Source organism: Parasphingorhabdus sp. JC815 (assembly GCF_040717415.1).
Lineage (GTDB): Bacteria > Pseudomonadota > Alphaproteobacteria > Sphingomonadales > Sphingomonadaceae > Parasphingorhabdus.
On sequence record NZ_JBFEFM010000003.1, the window covers coordinates 283,957 to 304,869 of the forward strand.

General features: G+C 50.0%; 29 protein-coding genes. 28 read left to right on the forward strand and 1 reads right to left on the reverse strand.

The features are described from left to right. The 26 genes from rpsS to AB1K62_RS09525 all read left to right on the forward strand — a co-directional run bounded on the left by rpsS (position 1) and on the right by AB1K62_RS09525 (position 17,231). A complete protein-coding gene (gene rpsS / locus AB1K62_RS09400; protein WP_367003229.1) occupies positions 1–276 on the forward strand; it encodes a 30S ribosomal protein S19 in 276 nt (91 codons plus the stop codon). Next, entirely contained in the window at positions 276–659 is a 384-nt protein-coding gene (rplV, locus tag AB1K62_RS09405) for a 50S ribosomal protein L22 (protein ID WP_367003231.1), read from the forward strand. The genes rpsS and rplV overlap by 1 nt, the downstream gene beginning before the upstream one ends. A gap of 3 nt (positions 660–662) precedes the next feature. Further along, complete coding sequence (rpsC, locus tag AB1K62_RS09410; protein ID WP_367003232.1) at positions 663–1,358, forward strand: 30S ribosomal protein S3; 696 nt, start codon at positions 663–665, stop codon at positions 1,356–1,358. A 50-nt stretch (positions 1,359–1,408) separates the two neighbouring features. Next, positions 1,409–1,840, forward strand: coding sequence for a 50S ribosomal protein L16 (gene rplP, locus AB1K62_RS09415; RefSeq protein ID WP_367003233.1), 432 nt, complete (start codon positions 1,409–1,411; stop codon positions 1,838–1,840). A gap of 4 nt (positions 1,841–1,844) precedes the next feature. Beyond that, positions 1,845–2,057: a 50S ribosomal protein L29 gene (gene rpmC, locus AB1K62_RS09420; protein WP_367003234.1), complete on the forward strand. Its 213-nt coding sequence runs from the start codon at positions 1,845–1,847 to the stop codon at positions 2,055–2,057. A 9-nt stretch (positions 2,058–2,066) separates the two neighbouring features. Further along, on the forward strand, positions 2,067–2,378 hold the full coding sequence (rpsQ, locus tag AB1K62_RS09425; RefSeq protein WP_367003235.1) for a 30S ribosomal protein S17: 312 nt from the start codon (positions 2,067–2,069) through the stop codon (positions 2,376–2,378). A gap of 57 nt (positions 2,379–2,435) precedes the next feature. Then, positions 2,436–2,804, forward strand: coding sequence for a 50S ribosomal protein L14 (gene rplN, locus AB1K62_RS09430; protein WP_108810509.1), 369 nt, complete (start codon positions 2,436–2,438; stop codon positions 2,802–2,804). Between the two features lie 2 nt (positions 2,805–2,806). Beyond that, positions 2,807–3,127, forward strand: a complete 321-nt coding sequence (gene rplX, locus AB1K62_RS09435) for a 50S ribosomal protein L24 (protein WP_367003236.1) — start codon at positions 2,807–2,809, stop codon at positions 3,125–3,127. Next, on the forward strand, positions 3,120–3,698 hold the full coding sequence (rplE, locus tag AB1K62_RS09440; protein WP_367003237.1) for a 50S ribosomal protein L5: 579 nt from the start codon (positions 3,120–3,122) through the stop codon (positions 3,696–3,698). The genes rplX and rplE overlap by 8 nt, the downstream gene beginning before the upstream one ends. A 69-nt stretch (positions 3,699–3,767) precedes the next feature. Continuing rightward, complete coding sequence (gene rpsN / locus AB1K62_RS09445) at positions 3,768–4,073, forward strand: 30S ribosomal protein S14 (RefSeq protein WP_108810506.1); 306 nt, start codon at positions 3,768–3,770, stop codon at positions 4,071–4,073. 12 nt (positions 4,074–4,085) lie between these two features. Further along, the gene (gene rpsH / locus AB1K62_RS09450) at positions 4,086–4,481 is read left to right on the forward strand and encodes a 30S ribosomal protein S8 (protein ID WP_367003239.1); all 396 of its coding nucleotides are present in this window, start codon (positions 4,086–4,088) and stop codon (positions 4,479–4,481) included. Between the two features lie 2 nt (positions 4,482–4,483). Continuing rightward, positions 4,484–5,017, forward strand: coding sequence for a 50S ribosomal protein L6 (gene rplF / locus AB1K62_RS09455; RefSeq protein ID WP_367003240.1), 534 nt, complete (start codon positions 4,484–4,486; stop codon positions 5,015–5,017). A gap of 3 nt (positions 5,018–5,020) precedes the next feature. Then, positions 5,021–5,389, forward strand: a complete 369-nt coding sequence (gene rplR / locus AB1K62_RS09460; protein WP_367003241.1) for a 50S ribosomal protein L18 — start codon at positions 5,021–5,023, stop codon at positions 5,387–5,389. Between the two features lies 1 nt (position 5,390). Beyond that, entirely contained in the window at positions 5,391–6,137 is a 747-nt protein-coding gene (gene rpsE / locus AB1K62_RS09465; RefSeq protein WP_367003242.1) for a 30S ribosomal protein S5, read from the forward strand. Positions 6,138–6,143: 6 nt separating this feature from the next. Next, a complete protein-coding gene (gene rpmD, locus AB1K62_RS09470; protein ID WP_367003243.1) occupies positions 6,144–6,323 on the forward strand; it encodes a 50S ribosomal protein L30 in 180 nt (59 codons plus the stop codon). 45 nt (positions 6,324–6,368) lie between these two features. Further along, complete coding sequence (gene rplO, locus AB1K62_RS09475; protein WP_367003244.1) at positions 6,369–6,923, forward strand: 50S ribosomal protein L15; 555 nt, start codon at positions 6,369–6,371, stop codon at positions 6,921–6,923. Between the two features lie 215 nt (positions 6,924–7,138). Then, positions 7,139–8,512: a preprotein translocase subunit SecY gene (gene secY / locus AB1K62_RS09480; protein WP_367003245.1), complete on the forward strand. Its 1,374-nt coding sequence runs from the start codon at positions 7,139–7,141 to the stop codon at positions 8,510–8,512. A 52-nt stretch (positions 8,513–8,564) separates the two neighbouring features. Next, positions 8,565–9,215, forward strand: a complete 651-nt coding sequence (locus tag AB1K62_RS09485) for an adenylate kinase (RefSeq protein WP_367003246.1) — start codon at positions 8,565–8,567, stop codon at positions 9,213–9,215. Positions 9,216–9,354: 139 nt separating this feature from the next. Further along, the gene (gene gdhA / locus AB1K62_RS09490; protein ID WP_367003247.1) at positions 9,355–10,710 is read left to right on the forward strand and encodes an NADP-specific glutamate dehydrogenase; all 1,356 of its coding nucleotides are present in this window, start codon (positions 9,355–9,357) and stop codon (positions 10,708–10,710) included. Between the two features lie 69 nt (positions 10,711–10,779). Next, a complete protein-coding gene (locus AB1K62_RS09495) occupies positions 10,780–11,301 on the forward strand; it encodes a RimK/LysX family protein (RefSeq protein ID WP_367003248.1) in 522 nt (173 codons plus the stop codon). 3 nt (positions 11,302–11,304) lie between these two features. Next, complete coding sequence (rimK, locus tag AB1K62_RS09500; protein ID WP_367003249.1) at positions 11,305–12,210, forward strand: 30S ribosomal protein S6--L-glutamate ligase; 906 nt, start codon at positions 11,305–11,307, stop codon at positions 12,208–12,210. A gap of 194 nt (positions 12,211–12,404) precedes the next feature. Next, a complete protein-coding gene (rpsM, locus tag AB1K62_RS09505) occupies positions 12,405–12,773 on the forward strand; it encodes a 30S ribosomal protein S13 (RefSeq protein WP_367003251.1) in 369 nt (122 codons plus the stop codon). A gap of 115 nt (positions 12,774–12,888) precedes the next feature. Then, positions 12,889–13,278 carry a 30S ribosomal protein S11 gene (gene rpsK / locus AB1K62_RS09510; RefSeq protein WP_367003252.1) on the forward strand — a complete coding sequence of 130 codons (390 nt, stop codon included), beginning with the start codon at positions 12,889–12,891 and terminating at the stop codon, positions 13,276–13,278. Between the two features lie 103 nt (positions 13,279–13,381). Continuing rightward, complete coding sequence (locus AB1K62_RS09515; protein WP_367003253.1) at positions 13,382–14,440, forward strand: DNA-directed RNA polymerase subunit alpha; 1,059 nt, start codon at positions 13,382–13,384, stop codon at positions 14,438–14,440. Positions 14,441–14,552: 112 nt separating this feature from the next. After that, positions 14,553–14,975, forward strand: a complete 423-nt coding sequence (gene rplQ / locus AB1K62_RS09520) for a 50S ribosomal protein L17 (protein ID WP_367003254.1) — start codon at positions 14,553–14,555, stop codon at positions 14,973–14,975. 99 nt (positions 14,976–15,074) lie between these two features. Further along, positions 15,075–17,231, forward strand: a complete 2,157-nt coding sequence (locus AB1K62_RS09525) for a prolyl oligopeptidase family serine peptidase (RefSeq protein ID WP_367003255.1) — start codon at positions 15,075–15,077, stop codon at positions 17,229–17,231. 32 nt (positions 17,232–17,263) lie between these two features. Here AB1K62_RS09525 and gyrB read toward each other — a convergent pair whose 3' ends face one another. After that, positions 17,264–19,738, reverse strand: coding sequence for a DNA topoisomerase (ATP-hydrolyzing) subunit B (gene gyrB / locus AB1K62_RS09530; RefSeq protein WP_367003357.1), 2,475 nt, complete (start codon positions 19,736–19,738; stop codon positions 17,264–17,266). A gap of 199 nt (positions 19,739–19,937) precedes the next feature. Here gyrB and AB1K62_RS09535 point away from each other — a divergent pair, with 199 nt between their 5' ends. Together AB1K62_RS09535 and AB1K62_RS09540 are read left to right on the forward strand one after the other, a co-directional pair. Next, positions 19,938–20,339 (forward strand): PaaI family thioesterase, encoded by a 402-nt coding sequence (locus tag AB1K62_RS09535; RefSeq protein ID WP_367003256.1) that lies wholly within the window; start codon positions 19,938–19,940, stop codon positions 20,337–20,339. A gap of 56 nt (positions 20,340–20,395) precedes the next feature. Further along, positions 20,396–20,878 carry a hypothetical protein gene (locus tag AB1K62_RS09540; protein ID WP_367003257.1) on the forward strand — a complete coding sequence of 161 codons (483 nt, stop codon included), beginning with the start codon at positions 20,396–20,398 and terminating at the stop codon, positions 20,876–20,878. The last annotated feature ends 35 nt before the right edge of the window (positions 20,879–20,913 follow it).

A 20,913-nucleotide genomic window follows, 5' to 3' on the forward strand; every position in this document is an offset into this window, starting at 1 on the left:
ATGGCACGTTCCATCAAAAAAGGTCCGTTCGTTGACCTTCACCTGCTGAAAAAAGCTCAGGAAGCTCAGGAAGCCAGCAAACGCGCGCCGATCAAAACCTGGTCGCGTCGTTCCACGGTTCTGCCTGATTTCGTCGGGCTTACTTTCAACGTTTATAATGGCCAGAAATTCATTCCGGTTTCCGTGAATGAAGACATGGTTGGCCACAAGCTGGGCGAGTTCGCACCGACGCGGAACTATTACGGCCACGGCGCTGACAAAAAAGGCAAGAAATAATGGGTAAAGCATCATCACCCCGCCGCGTTGGCGACAATGAAGCTTTGGCTGTTGGCAATTCCATTCGTGGTTCTGCCCAAAAGCTAAATCTTGTTGCCCAGCTGATCCGAGGTAAAAAAGCGGAAGAGGCATTGAACATCCTGTCATTCTCTAAAAAGGGAATGGCGAAAGATGTGAGCAAGGTTCTTGCTTCCGCCATCGCTAATGCTGAAAACAACCATAATCTGGATGTTGATGCATTGATCGTTCAGGAAGCGAGTGTCGGAAAAAGTCTGACCATGAAGCGGTGGAAAGCCCGCGCACGTGGTCGTTCAGCCAAAATCATCAAGCCATTTAGCCGCGTTCGTATCGTTGTTCGCGAGACGCAAGAAGAAGAGGCGTAAACCATGGGTCAAAAGAGTAATCCTATCGGGCTCCGCCTGCAGATTAACCGGACTTGGGACAGCCGCTGGTATGCGGATGGTTCTAATTATGGCGACCTCTTGATGGAAGACATCAAGATGCGCAAATATATTTTGGAAACCGTGCCACAGGCCGCAATTTCCAAAGTAGTAATTGAGCGTCCTGCCAAAACCTGCCGTGTTTCGATCTATGCTGCCCGTCCTGGTGTTATCATCGGTAAAAAAGGTGCGGATATTGAAAAGCTGCGTCGTAAACTGTCGGAAATGTCTTCAGGCGATGTATCTTTGAATATTGTTGAAATTCGCAAGCCTGAAGTTGATGCACAGCTGGTGGCACAGGGTATCGGCGATCAGCTTATTCGCCGCGTTGCTTTCCGCCGCGCTATGAAGCGCGCGGTACAGTCCGCTTTGCGTCTGGGCGCTGAAGGAATTAAAATTGTTTGCGGTGGCCGTCTTGGTGGTGCAGAAATTGCCCGCGTTGAATGGTATCGTGAGGGCCGCGTGCCGCTTCATACGCTGCGTGCGAATATTGACTATGCCGAATATGAAGCTCTGACAGCTTATGGCATTATCGGTATCAAGGTCTGGATTTTCAAAGGCGAGATATTGGGTCACGATCCGATGGCTCAGGACCGGTTGATGGTGGAAGCGCAAACTTCCGGCGTCCGGCCATCGCGTTAAATTCAAGCGTTTATTGATACGTTGTTAGATTAGGGAATAGGTAAAGCATCATGCTGCAACCAAAGAAAACAAAATTCCGGAAGGCTCATAAGGGCCGGATTAAAGGAAACGCTCGGGGCGGCACGACGCTGAACTTTGGCTCTTATGGCTTGAAAGCTATGGAACCAGAGCGGATTACTGCTCGTCAGATTGAGGCGGCTCGTCGTGCAATTACACGTCACATTAAACGGCAGGGCCGTTTGTGGATACGTATTTTCCCGGACGTTCCGGTTTCGAAGAAGCCTGCTGAAGTTCGTCAGGGTAAAGGTAAAGGATCGGTCGAATATTGGGCGGTTCGTGTTAAACCAGGCCGGATCATGTTCGAGCTTGACGGTGTTCCTGGTGCTCTGGCAGCGGTTGCATTTGAACGCGCAGCAATGAAGCTTCCTATTAAGACTAAAGTTGTGGCTCGCCTTGGCGATACCTCACATTTGGAAGGTTAAGGACATGAGCAAGATAGAAGATTTGCGAACCAAAACCGATGATCAGCTTGAAGGCGATCTGGGCGATTTGAAGCGCGAGGCATTTAACCTGCGCTTTCAATCCGCAACCAACCAGCTTGAAAAGCCAAGTCGGATGCGTGAAGTGCGCCGCACAATTGCGAAGATTAAAACCCTGCAAAACGAGCGTGCGAAAGCCGCTGTCGCAGATAAGGCGTAAGGAACCGATATGCCAAAAAGTATTCTCACCGGGACGGTAGTGTCAGACAAGGGCGACAAGACCGTTGTCGTGAAAGTGGAGCGCAAAGTTAAGCATCCGCTTTACGGAAAAATCATGCGGCGCTCGAAAAAATATCATGCGCATGATGAAAATAACGAAATGCGTACTGGTGAAACAGTGCGAATTGAAGAAACAAAACCGATTTCCAAGCTGAAAACTTGGAAGGTGCTTGAACGGGTTGGCGCCGCTGCTGCCCCTGCAACACCAAAGGTTGCTGAAATTACTGCCGAAGACGAAGGCGAAGTCAAAGCCGAAAGCTAAGGCAAGGTTTAACTGTGCTCCGGCTTTTCGGAGCGGAATGAAGAAGGAATTGGATCCATGATCCAGATGCAATCGAACTTGGAGGTCGCTGATAATAGCGGAGCCAAACGCGTGCAGTGTATCAAGGTGCTGGGCGGTTCCAAGCGCCGGTTCGCTGGCGTTGGCGACATTATTGTTGTGTCGATCAAGGAAGCTGCACCGCGCGGTAAGGTCAAAAAAGGTGATGTTCACCGGGCCGTTATCGTTCGCACACGCAAGGATATCCGCCGTAAAGACGGTTCGGTTATTCGCTTCGATAGCAATGCGGCCGTTCTGGTCAATAATGCGAAAGAGCCTATTGGCACTCGCATCTTTGGCCCTGTGGTTCGTGAATTGCGTGCCAAGAAGCACATGAAAATCATCAGCCTTGCGCCGGAGGTGCTATAATCATGGCCAATGCAAAGATTAAAAAGGGTGACACGGTGGTTATTCTGTCCGGTAAGGACAAGGGTAAATCCGGTGAAGTGACCAAGGTTATGCCAAAAGACGGCAAGGTGATCGTCGCTGGTGCTAATGTTGCTGTCCGTCACCGCAAGCCTACTCAGGCCAATCCGCAAGGTGGTCTGGAACGTCGTGAAGCACCGATGCATATCAGCAAGGTTGCTCTGGCCGATCCAAAAGATGGCAAGCCGACACGTGTTCGCTTTGAAGAGAAAGACGGTAAAATGGTCCGTGTGGCCGTGAAATCCGGGGAGAAAGTCGATGGCTGATAATTATTTGCCACGTATGCGTAAAAAATATGACGAAGAGATCGTCAAAGCGATGCGGGAAAAGTTCAACTACTCGAACCACATGGAAGTGCCGCGCATCGAAAAGATCGTGATCAACATGGGTGTTGGTGAAGGCAGTCAGGACAAGAAAAAAGTCGCGACAGCAGCGAAGGAAATGGAACTGATTGCCGGTCAGAAGCCTGTCATCACCAAAGCGAAAACGTCAATCTCTACGTTTAAGCTGCGTGAAGGCATGCCAATAGGCTGTAAAGTTACTTTGCGCCGTCAGCGGATGTACGAGTTTCTTGACCGTTTGGTCACCGTGGCTATGCCTCGTATTCGTGACTTTCGTGGCTTGAACCCTAAAAGCTTTGATGGCCGCGGCAATTTTGCCATGGGCATTAAAGAGCAGATCGTTTTTCCCGAAATTGCCTATGACGACATCGATGTGGTGCGCGGCATGGACATTATCGTGACGACGAGCGCGAATACAGATGACGAGGCACGCGAGCTTTTGAAATTATTTGGTTTCCCGTTCCCGGTCGAAGAAGAAGAAAAAGCAGCAGCATAAGAGCCGCTGGTCAATTTATAAGTTCCCCGCTTTTCCGGGGACACGCAAGAAAGGAAGAGAACTTAAGTCATGGCGAAACTGAGTTCCATTAATAAAAACGAACGTCGCAAAAAACTGGTGAAAAAATATGCCGGTCGTTATGCGAAGTTAAAGGCAATGGCCAACGATCAGTCTCTCGACGAGACAGAGCGGTTGATGGCGCGTCTGAAAATGGCGGAGATTCCGCGCAACGGTAATCCAACCCGCGTGCGTAACCGCTGCGAAACCACAGGGCGTCCGCGCGGCTATTACCGCAAGTTTCGTCTCTGCCGCATTGAGCTGCGTGATATGGCCAATAAAGGTCTTATCCCCGGCGTAACGAAATCCAGCTGGTAAAGGGAAGACAATATGGCTTTTACCGATCCCTTGGGTGATATGCTCACCCGTATCCGTAATGGACAGCAAGCGCGTAAGGACAGTGTGGTTTCACCTGCTTCCAAATTGCGCGGTGCTGTTTTAGAAGTTCTCCAGCGCGAAGGCTATATTCGCGGCTACAGCGAAGAAGAGGTGAACAAGCACCCCGGTCTTCGTATTGAACTGAAATATTTTGAAGGCGAGCCGGCTATCCGCCACGTGGCCCGTGTTTCAAAACCTGGCCGCCGTATATATAGTGGCTCGCAAGAGCTGCCGACTGTGCGTAATGGTCTGGGCATTACAATTGTTTCGACGCCAAAAGGTGTTTTGTCTGACGCAGAAGCGCGTAGCCAGAATGTCGGCGGCGAAGTACTCGCAGAGGTGTTCTGATCATGTCACGTATCGGAAAAAAAATAGTGAATATTCCGGATGGCGTAACTGCCACCATGGAAAATGGTCTTGTCAAAGTCAAAGGACCAAAGGGCGAGCTTTCGACTCCTATGGTTGATGACCTCAGCTATGAACTGAGCGACGGTGGTTTGCTGGTAACACCTGCAAACAAAACCACTCGCGCGCGGGCCTATTGGGGGATGCAGCGGACGCTTGTTCAAAACCTCATTGATGGTGTAACCGAAGGTTTTACCACGGTTCTTGAGATTAGCGGTGTTGGTTATCGTGCTGCAGTAAAAGGTAAAGTCCTTAACCTGCAGCTTGGTTTTAGCCATGATGTCAATTTCGATATTCCGGAAGGCATTACCGTCAAGACACCGGACCAGACAACTGTCGAGATTTCAGGTATTGACAAGCAGCAGGTTGGTCAGATTGCCGCCGAAATTCGGCGCTGGCGTAAACCGGAGCCTTATAAAGGCAAGGGTATTAAATATCGCGGGGAATATGTTTTCCGCAAAGAAGGGAAGAAGAAATAAGCCATGGCTAATCTTTCTTTATTCAAACGGCGTCAGCAGCGCGTTCGCACCAAATTGCGTAAGCGCGGACTTTCCAAGCCTCGCTTGACTGTGCATCGCACAGGTCGTCATATCTATGCACAGGTCATTAATGATGCAGAAGGCACAACTGTTGCCTCTGCCTCGACTATCGACAAAACGTCCCCGACCAAAACGGGGAAGATGAAATCCGGTGCCGATAGTGCAGCGGCAGCAGATGTTGGTAAGCGCGTTGCAGAAGCAGCGCAGAAAGCCGGCATCAAGGAAGTAATTTTTGATCGCGGCGGTTTCCTGTATCACGGACGTGTGAAGGCCCTGGCCGACGCGGCCCGCGAAGGCGGATTGGAGTTTTAATATGGCTGATGAAAACAAAACACCAGAAGGTGCAGCACAGCCCGGTACAACCGGCGAAGGCAATCAGCCTGAAGCTGCTGTAGCACCTGAAAATAAAACCGGTGGCAATGAGCGTCAATCACGCGGCGGAAATCGCGGCGGACGTGACAATCGTGGCGGTGGTCGTGATGGCGGACGTGGTCGTGGCCGTGGTCGCCGTGATCAGGATCAGGGCGAAGAACTGATTGAAAAACTGGTCCACATCAACCGTGTTTCTAAAACTGTAAAGGGTGGTAAGCGCTTCGGTTTTGCTGCTCTGGTCGTTGTCGGCGATGGTAAAGGTCGTGCAGGGTTCGGTAAAGGTAAAGCACGTGAAGTGCCGGAAGCTATTACCAAGGCAACTGCTGCGGCGAAGAAGAAAATGGTTCGTATTCCATTGCGCGAAGGTCGTACGCTTCACCATGATGGTAAAGGTCAGTTCGGTGCAGGTAACGTGACATTGCGTTCGGCACCTCCAGGAACCGGAATTATTGCCGGTGGTCCAATGCGTGCTATTTTTGAAAGTCTTGGCGTCTCTGATGTTGTCACCAAGTCTAACGGAACGTCCAACCCTTATAACATGATCCGGGCGACTTTTGTTGCCCTTGGTGAACAGACCAGCCCCAAGGCTGTATCGCAGCGGCGCGGCAAGAAAGTTGCCGATCTGCTCGGTCGCGGCGGCGCTTCTGAAGCAGAGGCTCAGGCCGATGCTGCCGCAGTTACGGAGTAAGGCATAATGGCTAAAGTGAAAATTAAGCAGATTGGTTCACCAATCCGTCGCCCCGAAGAACAGCGCAAGACGCTGATCGGCTTGGGGCTTAATAAAATGCACCGTGTTACCGAATTGGAAGACACGCCGGAAGTGCGTGGCATGATCCGTAAGGTGCAGCATCTTGTAGAGGTTGTTGAAGGGTAAATCCCCATACAGCCGTGCGAATAAAAGCGAAAGCGAGTACATATAATGAAATTAAACGAAATTAGAGATAATGACGGCGCACGCAAATTGCGTACCCGTATTGGCCGCGGCATTGGCTCCGGCAAAGGCAAGACTGGCGGACGTGGTCAAAAAGGTCAGAAGTCCCGCTCCGGTGTTTCCATCAAAGGCTTCGAAGGCGGTCAGATGCCTCTTCACATGCGGCTTCCGAAACGTGGATTTAACAATCCGTTCGGTACCGACTATGCTGAAGTCAATCTGGGTATGATCCAGAAGTTTATCGACAATAAACGGCTTGCCAACAAAGGCACGCTCGATCAGGCCGCTTTGAACGAAGCCGGTTTGACCCGTGGTGGCAAAGACGGTGTTCGCTTGCTCGCTAAAGGCGAAATTAAAGCGAAAATCAACATTGCGGTTGCAGGAGCTTCCAAAGCAGCTATCGAGGCAGTCGAAAAAGCTGGTGGTAAAGTTGAAATAGTCTCCGGCGCAGCTGCTCATCGTCCTAAAAACGAGAAAAAAGCTGTTGCTTCCAAGTCTGCTAAAGAGAAAAAAGCAGCTAATAGAGCCAAGAAGAAAAACTAATTTCTAAAAAGAGGCTCTGTGATAGAGCCTCTTTTTTTTCTGCCTCTTGTCTTTGGCTTTCCAACAACCGATATGAAGGCAGTTATATTTCCGCCCCGGCGGGAATCGTTTTCGTAGCAAGGATAAACGGCTTGCTGGAAGACAATCCTCCGTCTTTACGGGGATTCGGAATTTAATGACCGTTATGACGGTATAGTGAGGCAGGGAAGTCGAGCATGGCATCAAAAGCCGATCAGGTTGCAGCAAATTTGAGCCTGTCAAAATTCGGGCAAGCAACCGAACTTCGTAAACGGATATGGTTCACACTGGGCGCTCTGGTGATTTTTCGCCTGTTGAGCTTCGTTCCGCTACCGGGTGTTGACCCTGTAGTGCTTGCGGATCTTTATGATCAGACGCGAGGCGGTGTTCTTGATATTTTTAATACTTTCTCTGGTGGTTCGCTAGAGAGGATGAGCCTTATCGCTCTGGGCGTCATGCCCTATATTACTGCATCAATTGTTGTTCAATTGGCCGCGGCCCTGTCCCCGACATTGGCGGCGATCAAGAAAGACGGCGAGGCGGGACGCAAAAAGCTAAATCAATATACGCGCTACGGAACGGTCGGTCTGACCGCGGTTCAGGGGTATTTTATTGCGGTCGGGCTTGAAAGTTTTGCATCACAATCCGGTCTGCAAGCTGTGGTTAATCCTGGCATGGGCTTTCGTATCGGTGCGGTTATCAGTCTTGTTGGTGGTACACTATTTCTGATGTGGCTGGGCGAACAGATCACCAGCCGGGGTATCGGTAACGGTATTTCTCTTATCATCATGGCCGGTATTGTCGCGCAGATGCCGACTTTTGTCGGTAACCTGATGGAAGGCAGCCGTACTGGTTCCATTGGTTCGCTGACTATCATTGGTCTGCTTGCCATGGTTATTGGTCTGGTCCTGTTCATCAGCTTTATGGAAAGGGCGCAACGACGTGTGCTGATCCAATATCCCAAACGCGCCACACAAAATGGCGTGATGCAAGCGGATCGGAGTCATTTGCCGCTCAAGGTCAATACAGCAGGTGTTATCCCGCCAATCTTTGCGTCGTCATTGCTATTAATGCCGCTAACGGTGAGCCAATTTGCTGGCAATACGACAGCGGGGGAAAGCGTAACGGGTGATTTCATCATCGCGCTCAACCAGTATCTTGCCCACGGTCAGCCGCTATATATGGCGCTTTATGCAGCGGGAATTATCTTCTTCTGTTTCTTCTACACGGCGGTTGTATTCAATCCCGAAGAAACAGCGGATAACTTGAAGAAGAACGGCGGGTTCGTACCGGGCATTCGACCAGGTAAAAATACCGCTGATTATCTGGATTATGTGCTGACCCGGATCACGGTAGTTGGTGCAGCCTATTTGGCTTTGGTTTGTGTTTTGCCGGAATATGTGATGGCGCAAACCAACTTACCACTGTTTTTCCTCGGCGGGACCAGTTTGCTGATTATCGTGAATGTAACCGTGGATACAGTGACCCAGATTCAAAGCCATTTGCTGGCCTTGCAATATGGTGATCTGCTCAAGAAAGCGAAACTTAAAGGTGGACGGCGCAGGCGCTAAGCCACAAGGGTGTTTTCGCAAGATTTTCATAGGTTATAGAGGACAATAAGATATGGACATCATCCTGTTGGGACCGCCGGGGGCGGGTAAAGGTACACAAGCCGGGTTGCTTGAAAACAAATTTGGCATGGTGCAACTTTCCACCGGGGATATGTTGCGCGCCGCAGTTAAAGCCGGCACTGAGGTTGGTCTCAAGGCCAAAGCGTTGATGGATGCAGGCGAGCTGGTTCCCGATGAAGTGGTGTCGGGTATCATTGGTGACAAGTTGGATGAGCTCGGCTCTGATCAGGGTGTTATTTTTGATGGCTATCCCCGCACAGCGACGCAGGCTGTATCACTTGACGAAATATTGGCTGAGAGAGGCCGCAAGCTGGACCATGTAATCGAATTGGTCGTTGATGAGGATGCGCTCGTTGTCCGTATCACGGGGCGCTTTACTTGCGGAAATTGTGGAGAAGGCTATCACGATACGTTCAAACAGCCAGCCAAAGCAGATGTTTGTGATGTTTGCGGTTCCAGCGATTTCAAACGTCGTCCCGATGATAATGAAGAAACTGTACGTACGCGTATGACCGAATATCGCGCCAAGACACAGCCCATTCTACCGATCTACGAAGAGCGTGGTATCGTGACAAAAATTGATGGTATGGGCAGCATGGACGATGTCAGCCAAGCGATAGAGGCTGTATTGGCACAAAATTAAACTGCTTATCAAATAAGCTTGAATTTCAACGTTTAACTATCTGATGAATTGCTTCTAATATAAGCTTATCCGGTTGCGAATCCAGCGCGTCATAAGCGACAATGGGCGCGCAAACAATCATCGTAGGGGGAATATAACAATGGCCGTTTCCGATCATGTGGATTTTAATACCTTCATTGAAGGTGTAAAACATCGCAATCCCGGGCAAACCGAGTTTGTACAGGCAGTGCAGGAAGTCGCCGAAGATATTTACGATTTCATCGAAGACAAGGAAGAATATCATACGGCCCAGATTTTACGGCGTATGGCAGAGCCTGATCGTGTGGTTTCATTCCGTGTATGTTGGGAAGATGATACACACCGTATCCGGGTGCAACGTGGTTGGCGCGTACAAAGTAACAATGCAATTGGTCCGTATAAAGGCGGGATCCGGTTTCACCCAAGCGTGAACGAGAGTGTTCTGAAATTTCTGGCGTTCGAGCAGACTTTTAAAAACTCGCTGACCGGTTTGCCGATGGGCGGAGCCAAAGGTGGTGCGGATTTCGATCCGAAGGGCAAATCTGATGCTGAAGTCATGCGGTTCTGCCAATCTTTCATGACAGAGCTTTATCGTCATATTGGCCCCGATACGGATGTGCCAGCGGGCGACATTGGCGTCGGTAGCCGTGAAATTGGTTATATGTTTGGGCAATATAAACGTATCACCAATCGCTGGGAGGGCGTTTTGACAGGTAAAGGCCGCGAATATGGCGGTAGCGAACTTCGTCCCGAAGCCACAGGCTATGGCGCGGTTTATTTTCTCCAAAATATGCTGGCGCACAAAAAAGACAGCATTGAGGGTAAAACAGTAGTTATTTCCGGATCCGGAAATGTCGCCACTCACGCAGCGGAGCAGATTCTCAAGCAAGGCGGCAAAGTGCTGACTTTATCTGATAGCGGTGGTTTTGTTCACGATCCTGAAGGATTTACTCAGGAAAAAATCGATTGGGTCAAAGAGCATAAGACACTGCGCCGTGGCCGTATGTCTGAATATGTTGATGAGTTTAAAGGCGCATCTTACCATGAAGGTTTACGTCCTTGGGGGGTTGCCTGTGACCTTGCTATGCCATGTGCTACGCAAAACGAATTGAACGAAGTTGAAGCCAAGATGCTGGTTTCCAACGGTGTGATTGCCGTGTCCGAAGGGGCAAATATGCCTACTACCTTGGAAGGTGTGCATGTTTTTCATGATGCAAAGATTATGTACGGCCCCGGGAAGGCTGCCAATGCCGGAGGCGTTGCTGTATCCGGTCTTGAAATGAGCCAGAATGCCGAGCGGGTTAGCTGGAACCACGAGCGGCTTGGGACGATGTTGACCGAACTAATGGCCGGAATCCACAGCCAATGCGTCGAATATGGCGATCAGGGCGGTGGCTATGTTGATTATGCAAGAGGCGCCAACATAGCCGGCTTCAAAAAAGTTGCAGATGCGATGCTTGCCTATGGGGTCGTTTAACGCCTGTTTTTGTAGCGCTTAGAACAATCTACCCGGAAATCGCTATGCGCGATTATAGCCTTGCCTATCATGATGCCATCGCCCACATATTGGTCGATGGTCACTATGAATCCTGCAAAGCCGCTGCGCTTGCGCCGAAAGTTAAAAGAACCCTGTGAAATAGGCTGGTGTGAACTTGTCAGCTTGCCTGAATTGGGCATCAAGAATATTCGCGCGAAAATTGATAGCGGAGCAGCCACATCTTCGCTGCATGCTGTCAAGGTCAAGCCGTTTGACCGCGACGGGGAGTCATGGGTCGCATTCACTATTCCAAAATCACCTGCATTTCCGGCTATCCGCTGTGAAGCGAAGCTTTTGGAAAAACGTTTAATAAAAAGCTCGAACGGGAAATCACAGGAAAGATATGTTATAGAAACGATTATGGAACTCGGCCCGCTCAGGTGGGTTGGTCATATGACACTGGCGAACCGCCACTCCATGGCATTTCCGGTATTGATAGGACGGCGGGCATTAAAACGGGGGTTCCTGGTGAACAGTGCCAAACGATGGGCGCTGGGGCAGCCTGCTACTCATTCTGTAACAAAGGGGTAATTCATGAAAATTGCCATGCTTGCGCGTAATCCAAATCTATATTCGCACCAGCGATTGTTGGAGGCAGCAGAAGAGCGTGGACATGAGTTGCAGATCCTGAACACGCTTCGCTGCACCATGAACATCACATCTCACCGGCCATCAATTCTTTATAATGGCGAAACATTGAAAGGCTTTGATGCCGTGATACCCCGCATCGGGGCGTCCATAACCCATTATGGCTTAGCGGTATTGCGACAGTTTGAAATGATGGGTGTATGGCCGCTTAATGAAAGTGTTGCGGTAGGCCGGTCACGGGACAAATTGCGCTCGATGCAGATATTCGCGAAACATGGCCTTGGCTTGCCAGTTACCGCATTTGCTCATGACCCGAAACAGACCGAAGAGGTTTTGAAGATTGTTGGCGGTGCGCCAGCGGTTATCAAGCTGCTGGAAGGAACGCAGGGTATCGGTGTTGTGCTTGGGGAAACCGCTAATAGTGCTAAGTCGGTTATCGAGGCGTTCCGTGGACTGAACGTCAATATTCTTGTGCAGGAATTTATCAAAGAGGCAGGCGCTAGCGATATTCGTATCTTTGTAATTGGCGGCAAAGTGGTTGCAGCGATGAAGCGCACAGGGGCGGAGGGTGATTTCCGGTCGAATCTCCATCGCGGAGGGTCGGCAAAGATGGTCAAGATCACACCGGAGGAACGGTCGACTGCCGTACGAGCAGCCAAGGTAATGGGGCTGAACGTCGCAGGCGTGGATATTCTACGCGCCAATCATGGCCCGGTCATTATGGAAGTGAACAGTTCACCGGGATTGGAAGGTATTGAAAATGCAACAGGCAAGGATGTTGCCGGTCAGATCATTCAATTTATTGAAGCCAAAGCTAGTCCCGGGAAGACAAAGACCAGGGGCAAAGGGTGATTTCTCAGAACCGGCAGTATTACGACGCTTGACAGGGAAAGCCTATCCACCTATTCCAATTTTATTCGAAACCAAACACAACCGGCAACGCTTTCGTGGCGTCCGCTGGTTTTGTGCGTTTTGAATGTGTTTTTAACCACTTAGCGATGAGATAGAGGCCGGCGAATCGGTTTCTGTGGAGCAGGAGAAATATATTGGCACGTATTGCCGGGGTAAATATCCCAACTAATAAGCGCGTAATTATCTCGCTTACCTATATTCATGGTATCGGGCGCACCAAAGCGGCCGAGATTGTTGAAAAACTGAAAATCGATCCGGCCCGTCGGGTTCAAGATCTTTCCGATCAGGAAATTTTGCAGATTCGGGAAACCATTGATGCAGAATTGACTGTTGAAGGTGATTTGCGGCGTGAAACCGCAATGAATATCAAGCGCCTTATGGACCTGGCCTGCTATCGCGGTCTTCGTCATCGTAAAGGACTTCCTGTTCGTGGACAGCGTACGCATACCAATGCGCGCACCCGTAAAGGCAAGCCCAAGGCTATTGCTGGTAAGAAGAAATAGGACAGGGAATTGGTCCTTGCGACCGATTTTTCTATTTCGCCACCGGCAGGTTGCTCCAGGGATTATAAGATTGATCGGGCAGCTTAACACAGGATAATAGGTAGGAATTGATTACATGGCACGCGAACCGCAGCGCATAAAAAGAAGCGCGCGCAAAAATATTTCGGCAGGCGTAGCACACGTCAACGCCACATTTAATAACACGATGGTCACCATCACCGATGCACAGGGGAACGCAATAAGCTGGTCCTCTGCCGGGATGATGGGTTTCAAAGGCTCTCGTAAATCTACGCCCTATGCGGCGCAGGTTGCAGCAGAAGATGCAGGCAAGAAAGCGGCGGATCATGGTGTCCGTACATTGGAAGTCGAAGTTAAGGGACCTGGCTCTGGCCGTGAGTCCGCGCTTCGTGCACTGCAAGCTGTTGGCTTTACCATTACTTCGATTCGTGATGTGACACCGATCCCGCATAATGGTGTTCGTCCGTCCAAGCGTCGCAGAGTCTAAGCCGCTTATGTTTATGGGAGCTATCCGGCCGGTAGTTCCCAATTTTTGGTAATTCAGAGTGGTAACGGTCCAACCCACTCTTTGAACTCACTAGGGGAAGTCCATGACTGTCAATATGAAGAACTGGCAAGAACTGAAAAAGCCCAACGTTCTCGATATAAAATCTGGTGGTGATCCCAAGCGCAAAGCTACTTTCGTAGCTGAACCTCTTGAGCGCGGCTTTGGCTTGACTATTGGTAACGCGTTGCGTCGTGTTTTGCTATCATCGCTTCAGGGCGCTGCTGTAACGTCAATCAAAATCGAAAATGCACTGCATGAATTCTCGTCGCTTCCTGGCGTGCGTGAAGATGTCACCGATATCGTTCTGAACGTCAAGCAAATTGCGTTGAAAATGGAAGGCGAGGATGCCAAGCGTTTGCAGCTTTCCGCAACGGGCCCTGCTACAGTAACAGCAGGTGATATCGCGGTTTCCGGTGACATTGAAGTCATGAATCCCGATCTGATCATTTGCCATCTTGATGATGGTGCATCGTTTAACATGGAACTGACTGTCAATGTCGGCAAAGGCTATGTTCCTGCGGTGGCTAACCGTCCCGTTGATGCGCCCATTGGCTTGATCCCGGTTGACTCGCTTTATTCGCCTATCCGTCAGGTTTCTTATAAAATCGATAATGCCCGTGTTGGTCAGGAGCTTGACTTTGACAAGCTGAACCTCACCATCGAAACGGATGGCACCGTAACACCCGAAGATGCGATTGCTTATGCTGCACGTATTCTTCAGGACCAGTTGCAACTGTTCGTCCATTTCGAAGAAGCTTTGGAAAGCGTATCATCGCCCATCGGCATGGCCGCCGCGCAAAGCCAGCAGGAAAGCGACGCCAACCAGCTCAATCGTTATCTACTCAAGAAGGTCGACGAATTGGAGCTTTCGGTCCGTTCGGCAAACTGCCTGAAGAACGACAATATCATTTATATTGGCGATCTGGTGCAGAAAACCGAAGCCGAAATGCTGCGTACGCCTAACTTTGGTCGCAAATCTTTGAACGAAATCAAGGAAGTGCTGTCTAGCATGGGGCTGCGTCTGGGCATGGATATTCCTGGCTGGCCACCTGAAAATATTGAAGAAATGGCCAAGAAGCTGGAACAAGAGCTTTTGGGTTAAAGGTTTCTCTCCATAATGGAGAGAGCTTCTTAGAAAGGGAAATGGGCCGACCCTTAAAACGGCCTGCATCGGGGTACCTCATACGGCCCCAATACGAACGGAGAATAAGAATATGCGTCATAGAATGAAGGGCCGCCGTATGCAGCGGACCGGTGCCCACCGTCAGGCTTTGCTCAAAAATCTGGCTGCGGCATTGATTAAGCACGAACAGATTATGACCACCTTGCCCAAAGCCAAAGAATTGCGGCCTTATGTTGAGAAACTGATTACGCTGGGCAAAAAAGGCGGTCTTTCCAATCGTCGTCTCACGCAATCGCGTTTGATGGACGAGGTTCAGACAAAGAAAATTTTCGATGTATTGGCAGAGCGCTACAGCGATCGTAACGGCGGCTATACACGGATTATCCGTGCCGGTTTCCGTGCTTCTGATGCTGCGCCAATGGCGGTTATCGAATTGGTAGACCGCGATACGGATGCAAAAGGTCAGGACAGCGGTCCAGACCAGAATGCAGAAGAAGAATTTGACGAGGCATAAGTCCTTCTCGAAAGACAGTTTCATTTGAAATCGGGGGCTGCAAGCGATAAGTTTGCGGCCTCTTTTTAATTGTATCTTCTGCTTTTCGGGAAATTATACATGCGTATCACTCATCTTCTTGCGCTGGCACTGGCCAGCAGCACTGCAATCCTCCCCATTTCTGCATTGGCTCAAACCGGTGCAACACCGAAAGATGATGCTTTGGCTTATCCCGAAACCAAAATTGTTGATGTGGTAGAAAATCAATTCGGCGAAAAAATTGCCGACCCTTATCGCTGGTTAGAAAATGACGTTCGGGAAGATCAGGACGTTGCAGCATGGGTGCGTGACCAGAATGCGGTTACGGATGCTTATCTGGAAAAACTGGATGGGCGTGGGGCATTGGCTGCATCAATGACGAACCTGTTTGATTATGATGCGCTTGGCGTGCCGGTCGAGGCTGGCGGGTCATATTTTTATGAGCGTAAGAGCGGCGGCCAGAATCAAGCAATACTATATGTTCGTGATGGCAATGAAGGCGAAGAGCGCATCCTTATCGACCCGTCAAAATGGTCCGAAGACGGCGCAACAGCTTTAGCAGAATGGAAGCCATCAGAAGATGGTAGCTTGCTTGTCTATGCAATTCAGGACGGTGGGTCTGACTGGCGCACAGTGAAAGTGATTGACGTAGCTACCGGTAAAATATTGGAAGACACGGTTGAATGGGTCAAATTTAGCAATCTTGCGTGGATGCCGGATAATACGGGTTTTCTCTATTCCCGTTTCCCAAAGCCAGAAGAAGGAGAGGCTTTTCAATCGCTCAACAAAAACCAGACGATATATCTACACATTATTGGCCATAAACAGGATCAGGACATAAAGGTTTACGCGACCCCGGATCGGCCTGATCTTAATCACATGGCAGAAGTGACTTCTGATAAGGAATGGGTGGTTATCACATCATCGTCCGGGACGGATGACCGCTATGAAATTACCCTGATAAAGGTTGATGCGCCCAAGCTTGAAACACGTAAACTTATCGAGGGGCTTGAAAATAACTGGACCCTTGTCGATGGCGTAGGTGATACGCTGTATTTTGCGACCAACAAAGACGCGCCTCGCTTACGGATCATGAAAACGGATGTCAGCGCAGAAACTCCCGAATGGACAGAGATCGTGCCAGAGCATCTTGCCACGATCGATCACGCAATCCTGGTCGGTGAAACATTAGCGGTTGATTATATTGATGATGCAAAAAGCCGTCTGGAGCTATTTACGTTAGATGGCAGCCCCAAGGGCGTTGTGGATTTACCCGGATTAGGACAAGTCGGCGGCCTCAATGGTTCAGCCAAGGATAGCGAAGCATTTTTTGCCTTTACCAGTTTCAACCGGCCTTCCACCATCTATCGCTTTGATGATGTCGGTGCTCCGAAAGTCTGGGCACAGCCTGATATTCCTTTTGATCCTGACAATATAATGGTTTCGCAGCACTTTTACAAAAGTAAGGATGGCACCAAGATTCCGATGTTCGTTGTTCACCGGAAAGACATTGACCTAAGCGAAGGCGCACCGACCCTGCTTTATGGTTATGGTGGTTTCAATATCTCTCTTTTGCCTGAATATAGCGCTCCAAAAATGGCGTGGATTGAAGCGGGCGGTGTCTATGCTTCTGCCAACCTGCGTGGCGGCGGCGAATATGGTAAGGATTGGCATGATGCCGGACGCTTGCAAAACAAGCAAAATGTCTTTGATGACTTTATCGCGGCGGGAGAATATCTGATCGGGGAAGGCATTACGCCGAAAGACGGTCTTGCTATTGAAGGGCGTTCCAATGGAGGCCTTCTTGTCGGTGCGGTCATGAACCAGAGACCGGATCTGTTCTCCGCCGGTCATGCTGCTGTGGGCGTGATGGATATGCTGCGTTTTGACCGGTTTACTGCCGGACGCTATTGGGTAGATGATTACGGCTATCCCGACAAAGAAGCAGATTTCCGCAATCTGCTCAGCTATTCGCCCTATCACAATATTAAAGATGGCACGGATTATCCGGCGATTATTGTATCAACTGCTGATACAGACGACCGTGTGGTTCCCGGGCACAGCTTTAAATATACCGCACGGTTACAGGCATTGGATACCGGAGACAAACCACATCTGATCCGCATCGAAACACGGGCAGGTCATGGCAGTGGCAAGCCGACAGATAAGCTGATTGAAGAATATTCCGATATTTACGGGTTTATGGCTGATGCCGTTGATCTAAAAATTGCCGACTAACCATTAGCCGGCAATTTTAAGATATTGCTGTTTTAAATATCCAGATTGGCGACATTCAGCGCGTTATCCACAATAAATTCGCGACGGGGCTCGACAACATCACCCATGAGCTTGGTGAATATTTCGTCGGTCACATCGGCTTGTTCGACTGTCACTTGCAATAACGAGCGGACTTCGGGGTCCAGCGTAGTTTCCCAAAGCTGTTCGGCGTTCATCTCTCCCAGCCCCTTATAGCGCTGGAACGACAGGCCTTTACGCCCTGCAGCCAATATAGCGTCAAGCAACTCGGATGGCCGCGTTATCAAGATACCCTGTGATCCGGTGATATCTTCCTCTGCATCGGCATCCTCAGTCACGCCTTTTACAAGACGGCTACCGCTGGCAAAAGTGCTGCTTTGTTCAGAAGCAAGACTATGAAGCTTGCGTGCTTCGGCAGATTCAAGGAACTTGGCTTCGATAATGTGATGATCGGTAACACCGCGCCACAGACGTTCGAACAGATAGCCCCCTTCCTCGGAAACTTTGCCGGACCAGCTTCCTTCTTCATCGACAGCATCCATCCACGCGGCGGCTGTATCTACCGCTGCTTGCCGTTCGGCATGACCATGTTCAGGATTGAGTGCACCTGTAAGTGCCATGCCTTCAACAATTGTGCTGTCATAACGGCGCGGAACATAGGCCATTAACGAGCGCATGCGCCGGCCATGTTCGACCAGACTGCGTAAATCTTCACCAGATCGCGCACCTTCACTGGTTTGCAATACCATATTTTGAAGACCGGCATCGACAAGATATTGATCAAGCGCGTTATCATCTTTGAGGTAAACTTCGCTCTTGCCCTTGCCAACTTTATAGAGCGGTGGCTGAGCAATATACAGATGTCCGTTTTCAACGATTTCCGGCATTTGCCGATAGAAAAATGTCAGCAATAATGTGCGGATATGTGCACCATCCACATCAGCGTCGGTCATGATGACGATCTTGTGATAGCGCAGCTTTTCTATGTTAAAATCTTCACGGCCAATACCCGTGCCCATCGCCTGTATCAGGGTGCCAACTTCTTTCGATGATAGCATCCGGTCAAAGCGCGCACGCTCAACGTTAAGAATCTTACCTTTGAGAGGCAAGATCGCCTGATAGTGCCGGTCGCGTCCTTGTTTGGCGGACCCGCCAGCAGAATCGCCTTCCACCAGAAAAAGTTCTGATTTTGTCGGATCGCGTTCCTGGCAATCGGCTAGTTTGCCGGGAAGGGAAGCAATATCCATCGCCCCTTTGCGCCGGGTTAATTCACGCGCTTTTTTCGCTGCTTCACGCGCCGCAGCTGCGTCGATAATCTTCTGAACAACCATGGAAGCATTCTGCGGGTTTTCTTCGAGCCATTCAGCCAGCTTGTCAGCCATCAGGCTTTCAAGTGGTTGGCGTACTTCAGAAGATACCAGCTTGTCTTTGGTCTGCGAACTGAATTTCGGATCCGGAAGTTTAACCGACACAATAGCAGTCAGGCCTTCACGCATATCATCGCCGGTCAGCTTGACCTTCTCTTTCTTGAGCGCGCCGGAGCTTTCGGCATAATTGTTTAGCGTTCGCGTCAGCGCCGACCGGAAAGCGGCCAGATGCGTTCCACCATCCCGCTGAGGGATGTTGTTGGTGAAACACAGCACATTTTCATAATAGCTGTCGTTCCATTCCAGCGCGACGTCGATAATGACATCATCACGATCACCGTGAATGGCAATCGGTTCGGGGACAATAGGCGTTTTATTACGGTCAAGATAACGCACAAAAGCAGCAATTCCGCCTTCGTAAAACAGGTCGATTTCCTTGGTTTCCTCTCCGCGGGCATCACGAAGCAGAATATGAACGCCGGAATTCAAAAATGCGAGTTCGCGGTAGCGGTGCTCGAGCTTGTCAAAATCAAATTCGGTAATTTTGAATGTGTCTGGCGACGGGTAAAATGTGACACGTGTTCCCTTTTTCCCATTCGCATCGCCGGTTACTTCTAGCGAGCGCACGGCATTGCCAAATTCAAAGCGCATATTATGCGCTTTACCTTCCCGCCAAATATCTAGCTCTAGCCATTCGGACAGGGCATTAACGACTGATACGCCAACGCCGTGAAGGCCGCCGGATACTTTATAGGCATTGTCGTCTGAAGTATTTTCAAACTTACCGCCTGCATGGAGCTGGGTCATTATGACTTCGGCTGCGCTGACACCTTCTTCCTTGTGCATGCCCACAGGAATACCGCGGCCGTTATCTTCAACAGAAACACTGCCATCAGGGTTCAAAGTGATCTGGATAAGGTCACAATGGCCGGCCAATGCTTCGTCAATCGCATTGTCGGAAACCTCGAACACCATGTGATGCAGACCCGATCCGTCGTCGGTATCGCCAATATACATGCCGGGGCGTTTGCGAACCGCATCAAGGCCTTTCAGGACCTTGATAGAATCCGCGCCATAGTCATTTTGATTGGAACCATTGGAGGCACTATCCGTGCTTTCCATAATCTCGTTTTCTGTGTTTTCGCTCATATAATACTCATAGCCTGATGCGCCTCGAAACCCAAGGAGTTTGTTTGAAAAACCGATATTTTAATACTTGTTTTTCAGTTGGTTACAGGGATTTGAACGGTTTTCATTTGCAGCAGTGCTGTTCGCCGCTGAAATGCTCCTCTAGACTATTATTTCGGGAGGAGAATAGCATATGACGAACCCTGCGGATATCGTGCCATTTGCCAAGACTATGGGTATAAAAATTACCGAAATGACCAAAGAAAAAATCTGCGGGGAGATGCTGGTGCGGCCAGAAATCTGCACCGCTGGCAATGGCCGCAATACACCTTCTATCCATGGTGGTGCGGTGATGACTTTTGCCGATGTTCTGGGCGCATTTGGCGGCTTTGCAAATTTACCCGAAGGATCGGCCGGAACCACAACATCCGAAAGTAAAACCAATTTCCTGAACGCCGCGCCTCAAGGCCAGATCGTTTACGGCGAATCCACTCCCTTGAAAGTGGGGAAAAGACAGTCGGTCTGGCAAACGCGAATATCGCTGGATGATGGAACGCTGGTCGCTGTTGTGACCCAGACCCAGATTGTTCTTTGAGCCGGTTTAACATTCTCATCTTTCCATCGGCGTGGTTATTAGGCTAGGCTGCAAGAATGATGAGAACCCTTTTTGCTCTTGCCCTGATCGGTTATACCGCCAGCGCCTGTTCTGAAACCACAGAGGTTAGCGATGACCTGCAAAACAGCCAGACGGATATTGAAAACCCGACCGGCCAGACCGAAAGAGTGGGAACCAGCCCGGGTGAACGGCCTGTGCGTATTGGCGAAGGCGGGCCACGCTTTGATGCTTGCCAAGGGATGGGCAGGGTGGCTGACCTGCGGGAAGCGGAGCTGGAAGTTCTGATCGCACCATTTGATCGTGCAAAACGCAAAGATGCCCTGTCGATCGGACAATTTGTCCATATCTGTAGCCGCAGCCATGACCAACAATGGCTGGGCATTGTCTATGCTCCGGCAGAGGATACAGACACCATAGATTGTGGCGTTTCTACGCCCGTCCGATCCAAGCGTGATTATGACGGCCCATGTAAAAGCGGCTGGGTCGAAAGCACTTTTATCAAATTGGTAGCGGGTTAAGTAATTTCTTTATGCCATCCATCCATTGCAAACGG

Excerpts from the sequence above, each read along its gene's own strand:
- rpsS (WP_367003229.1), top strand. The coding sequence starts at position 1 with ATGGCACGTTCCATCAAAAAAGGTCCGTTCGTTGACCTTCACCTGCTG.
- rplV (WP_367003231.1), top strand. The coding sequence starts at position 276 with ATGGGTAAAGCATCATCACCCCGCCGCGTTGGCGACAATGAAGCTTTG.
- rpsC (WP_367003232.1), top strand. The coding sequence starts at position 663 with ATGGGTCAAAAGAGTAATCCTATCGGGCTCCGCCTGCAGATTAACCGG.
- rplP (WP_367003233.1), top strand. The coding sequence starts at position 1,409 with ATGCTGCAACCAAAGAAAACAAAATTCCGGAAGGCTCATAAGGGCCGG.
- rpmC (WP_367003234.1), top strand. The coding sequence starts at position 1,845 with ATGAGCAAGATAGAAGATTTGCGAACCAAAACCGATGATCAGCTTGAA.
- rpsQ (WP_367003235.1), top strand. The coding sequence starts at position 2,067 with ATGCCAAAAAGTATTCTCACCGGGACGGTAGTGTCAGACAAGGGCGAC.
- rplN (WP_108810509.1), top strand. The coding sequence starts at position 2,436 with ATGATCCAGATGCAATCGAACTTGGAGGTCGCTGATAATAGCGGAGCC.
- rplX (WP_367003236.1), top strand. The coding sequence starts at position 2,807 with ATGGCCAATGCAAAGATTAAAAAGGGTGACACGGTGGTTATTCTGTCC.
- rplE (WP_367003237.1), top strand. The coding sequence starts at position 3,120 with ATGGCTGATAATTATTTGCCACGTATGCGTAAAAAATATGACGAAGAG.
- rpsN (WP_108810506.1), top strand. The coding sequence starts at position 3,768 with ATGGCGAAACTGAGTTCCATTAATAAAAACGAACGTCGCAAAAAACTG.
- rpsH (WP_367003239.1), top strand. The coding sequence starts at position 4,086 with ATGGCTTTTACCGATCCCTTGGGTGATATGCTCACCCGTATCCGTAAT.
- rplF (WP_367003240.1), top strand. The coding sequence starts at position 4,484 with ATGTCACGTATCGGAAAAAAAATAGTGAATATTCCGGATGGCGTAACT.
- rplR (WP_367003241.1), top strand. The coding sequence starts at position 5,021 with ATGGCTAATCTTTCTTTATTCAAACGGCGTCAGCAGCGCGTTCGCACC.
- rpsE (WP_367003242.1), top strand. The coding sequence starts at position 5,391 with ATGGCTGATGAAAACAAAACACCAGAAGGTGCAGCACAGCCCGGTACA.
- rpmD (WP_367003243.1), top strand. The coding sequence starts at position 6,144 with ATGGCTAAAGTGAAAATTAAGCAGATTGGTTCACCAATCCGTCGCCCC.
- rplO (WP_367003244.1), top strand. The coding sequence starts at position 6,369 with ATGAAATTAAACGAAATTAGAGATAATGACGGCGCACGCAAATTGCGT.
- secY (WP_367003245.1), top strand. The coding sequence starts at position 7,139 with ATGGCATCAAAAGCCGATCAGGTTGCAGCAAATTTGAGCCTGTCAAAA.
- AB1K62_RS09485 (WP_367003246.1), top strand. The coding sequence starts at position 8,565 with ATGGACATCATCCTGTTGGGACCGCCGGGGGCGGGTAAAGGTACACAA.
- gdhA (WP_367003247.1), top strand. The coding sequence starts at position 9,355 with ATGGCCGTTTCCGATCATGTGGATTTTAATACCTTCATTGAAGGTGTA.
- AB1K62_RS09495 (WP_367003248.1), top strand. The coding sequence starts at position 10,780 with ATGATGCCATCGCCCACATATTGGTCGATGGTCACTATGAATCCTGCA.
- rimK (WP_367003249.1), top strand. The coding sequence starts at position 11,305 with ATGAAAATTGCCATGCTTGCGCGTAATCCAAATCTATATTCGCACCAG.
- rpsK (WP_367003252.1), top strand. The coding sequence starts at position 12,889 with ATGGCACGCGAACCGCAGCGCATAAAAAGAAGCGCGCGCAAAAATATT.
- AB1K62_RS09515 (WP_367003253.1), top strand. The coding sequence starts at position 13,382 with ATGACTGTCAATATGAAGAACTGGCAAGAACTGAAAAAGCCCAACGTT.
- rplQ (WP_367003254.1), top strand. The coding sequence starts at position 14,553 with ATGCGTCATAGAATGAAGGGCCGCCGTATGCAGCGGACCGGTGCCCAC.
- AB1K62_RS09525 (WP_367003255.1), top strand. The coding sequence starts at position 15,075 with ATGCGTATCACTCATCTTCTTGCGCTGGCACTGGCCAGCAGCACTGCA.
- gyrB (WP_367003357.1), bottom strand. The coding sequence starts at position 19,738 with ATGGAAAGCACGGATAGTGCCTCCAATGGTTCCAATCAAAATGACTAT.
- AB1K62_RS09535 (WP_367003256.1), top strand. The coding sequence starts at position 19,938 with ATGACGAACCCTGCGGATATCGTGCCATTTGCCAAGACTATGGGTATA.
- AB1K62_RS09540 (WP_367003257.1), top strand. The coding sequence starts at position 20,396 with ATGATGAGAACCCTTTTTGCTCTTGCCCTGATCGGTTATACCGCCAGC.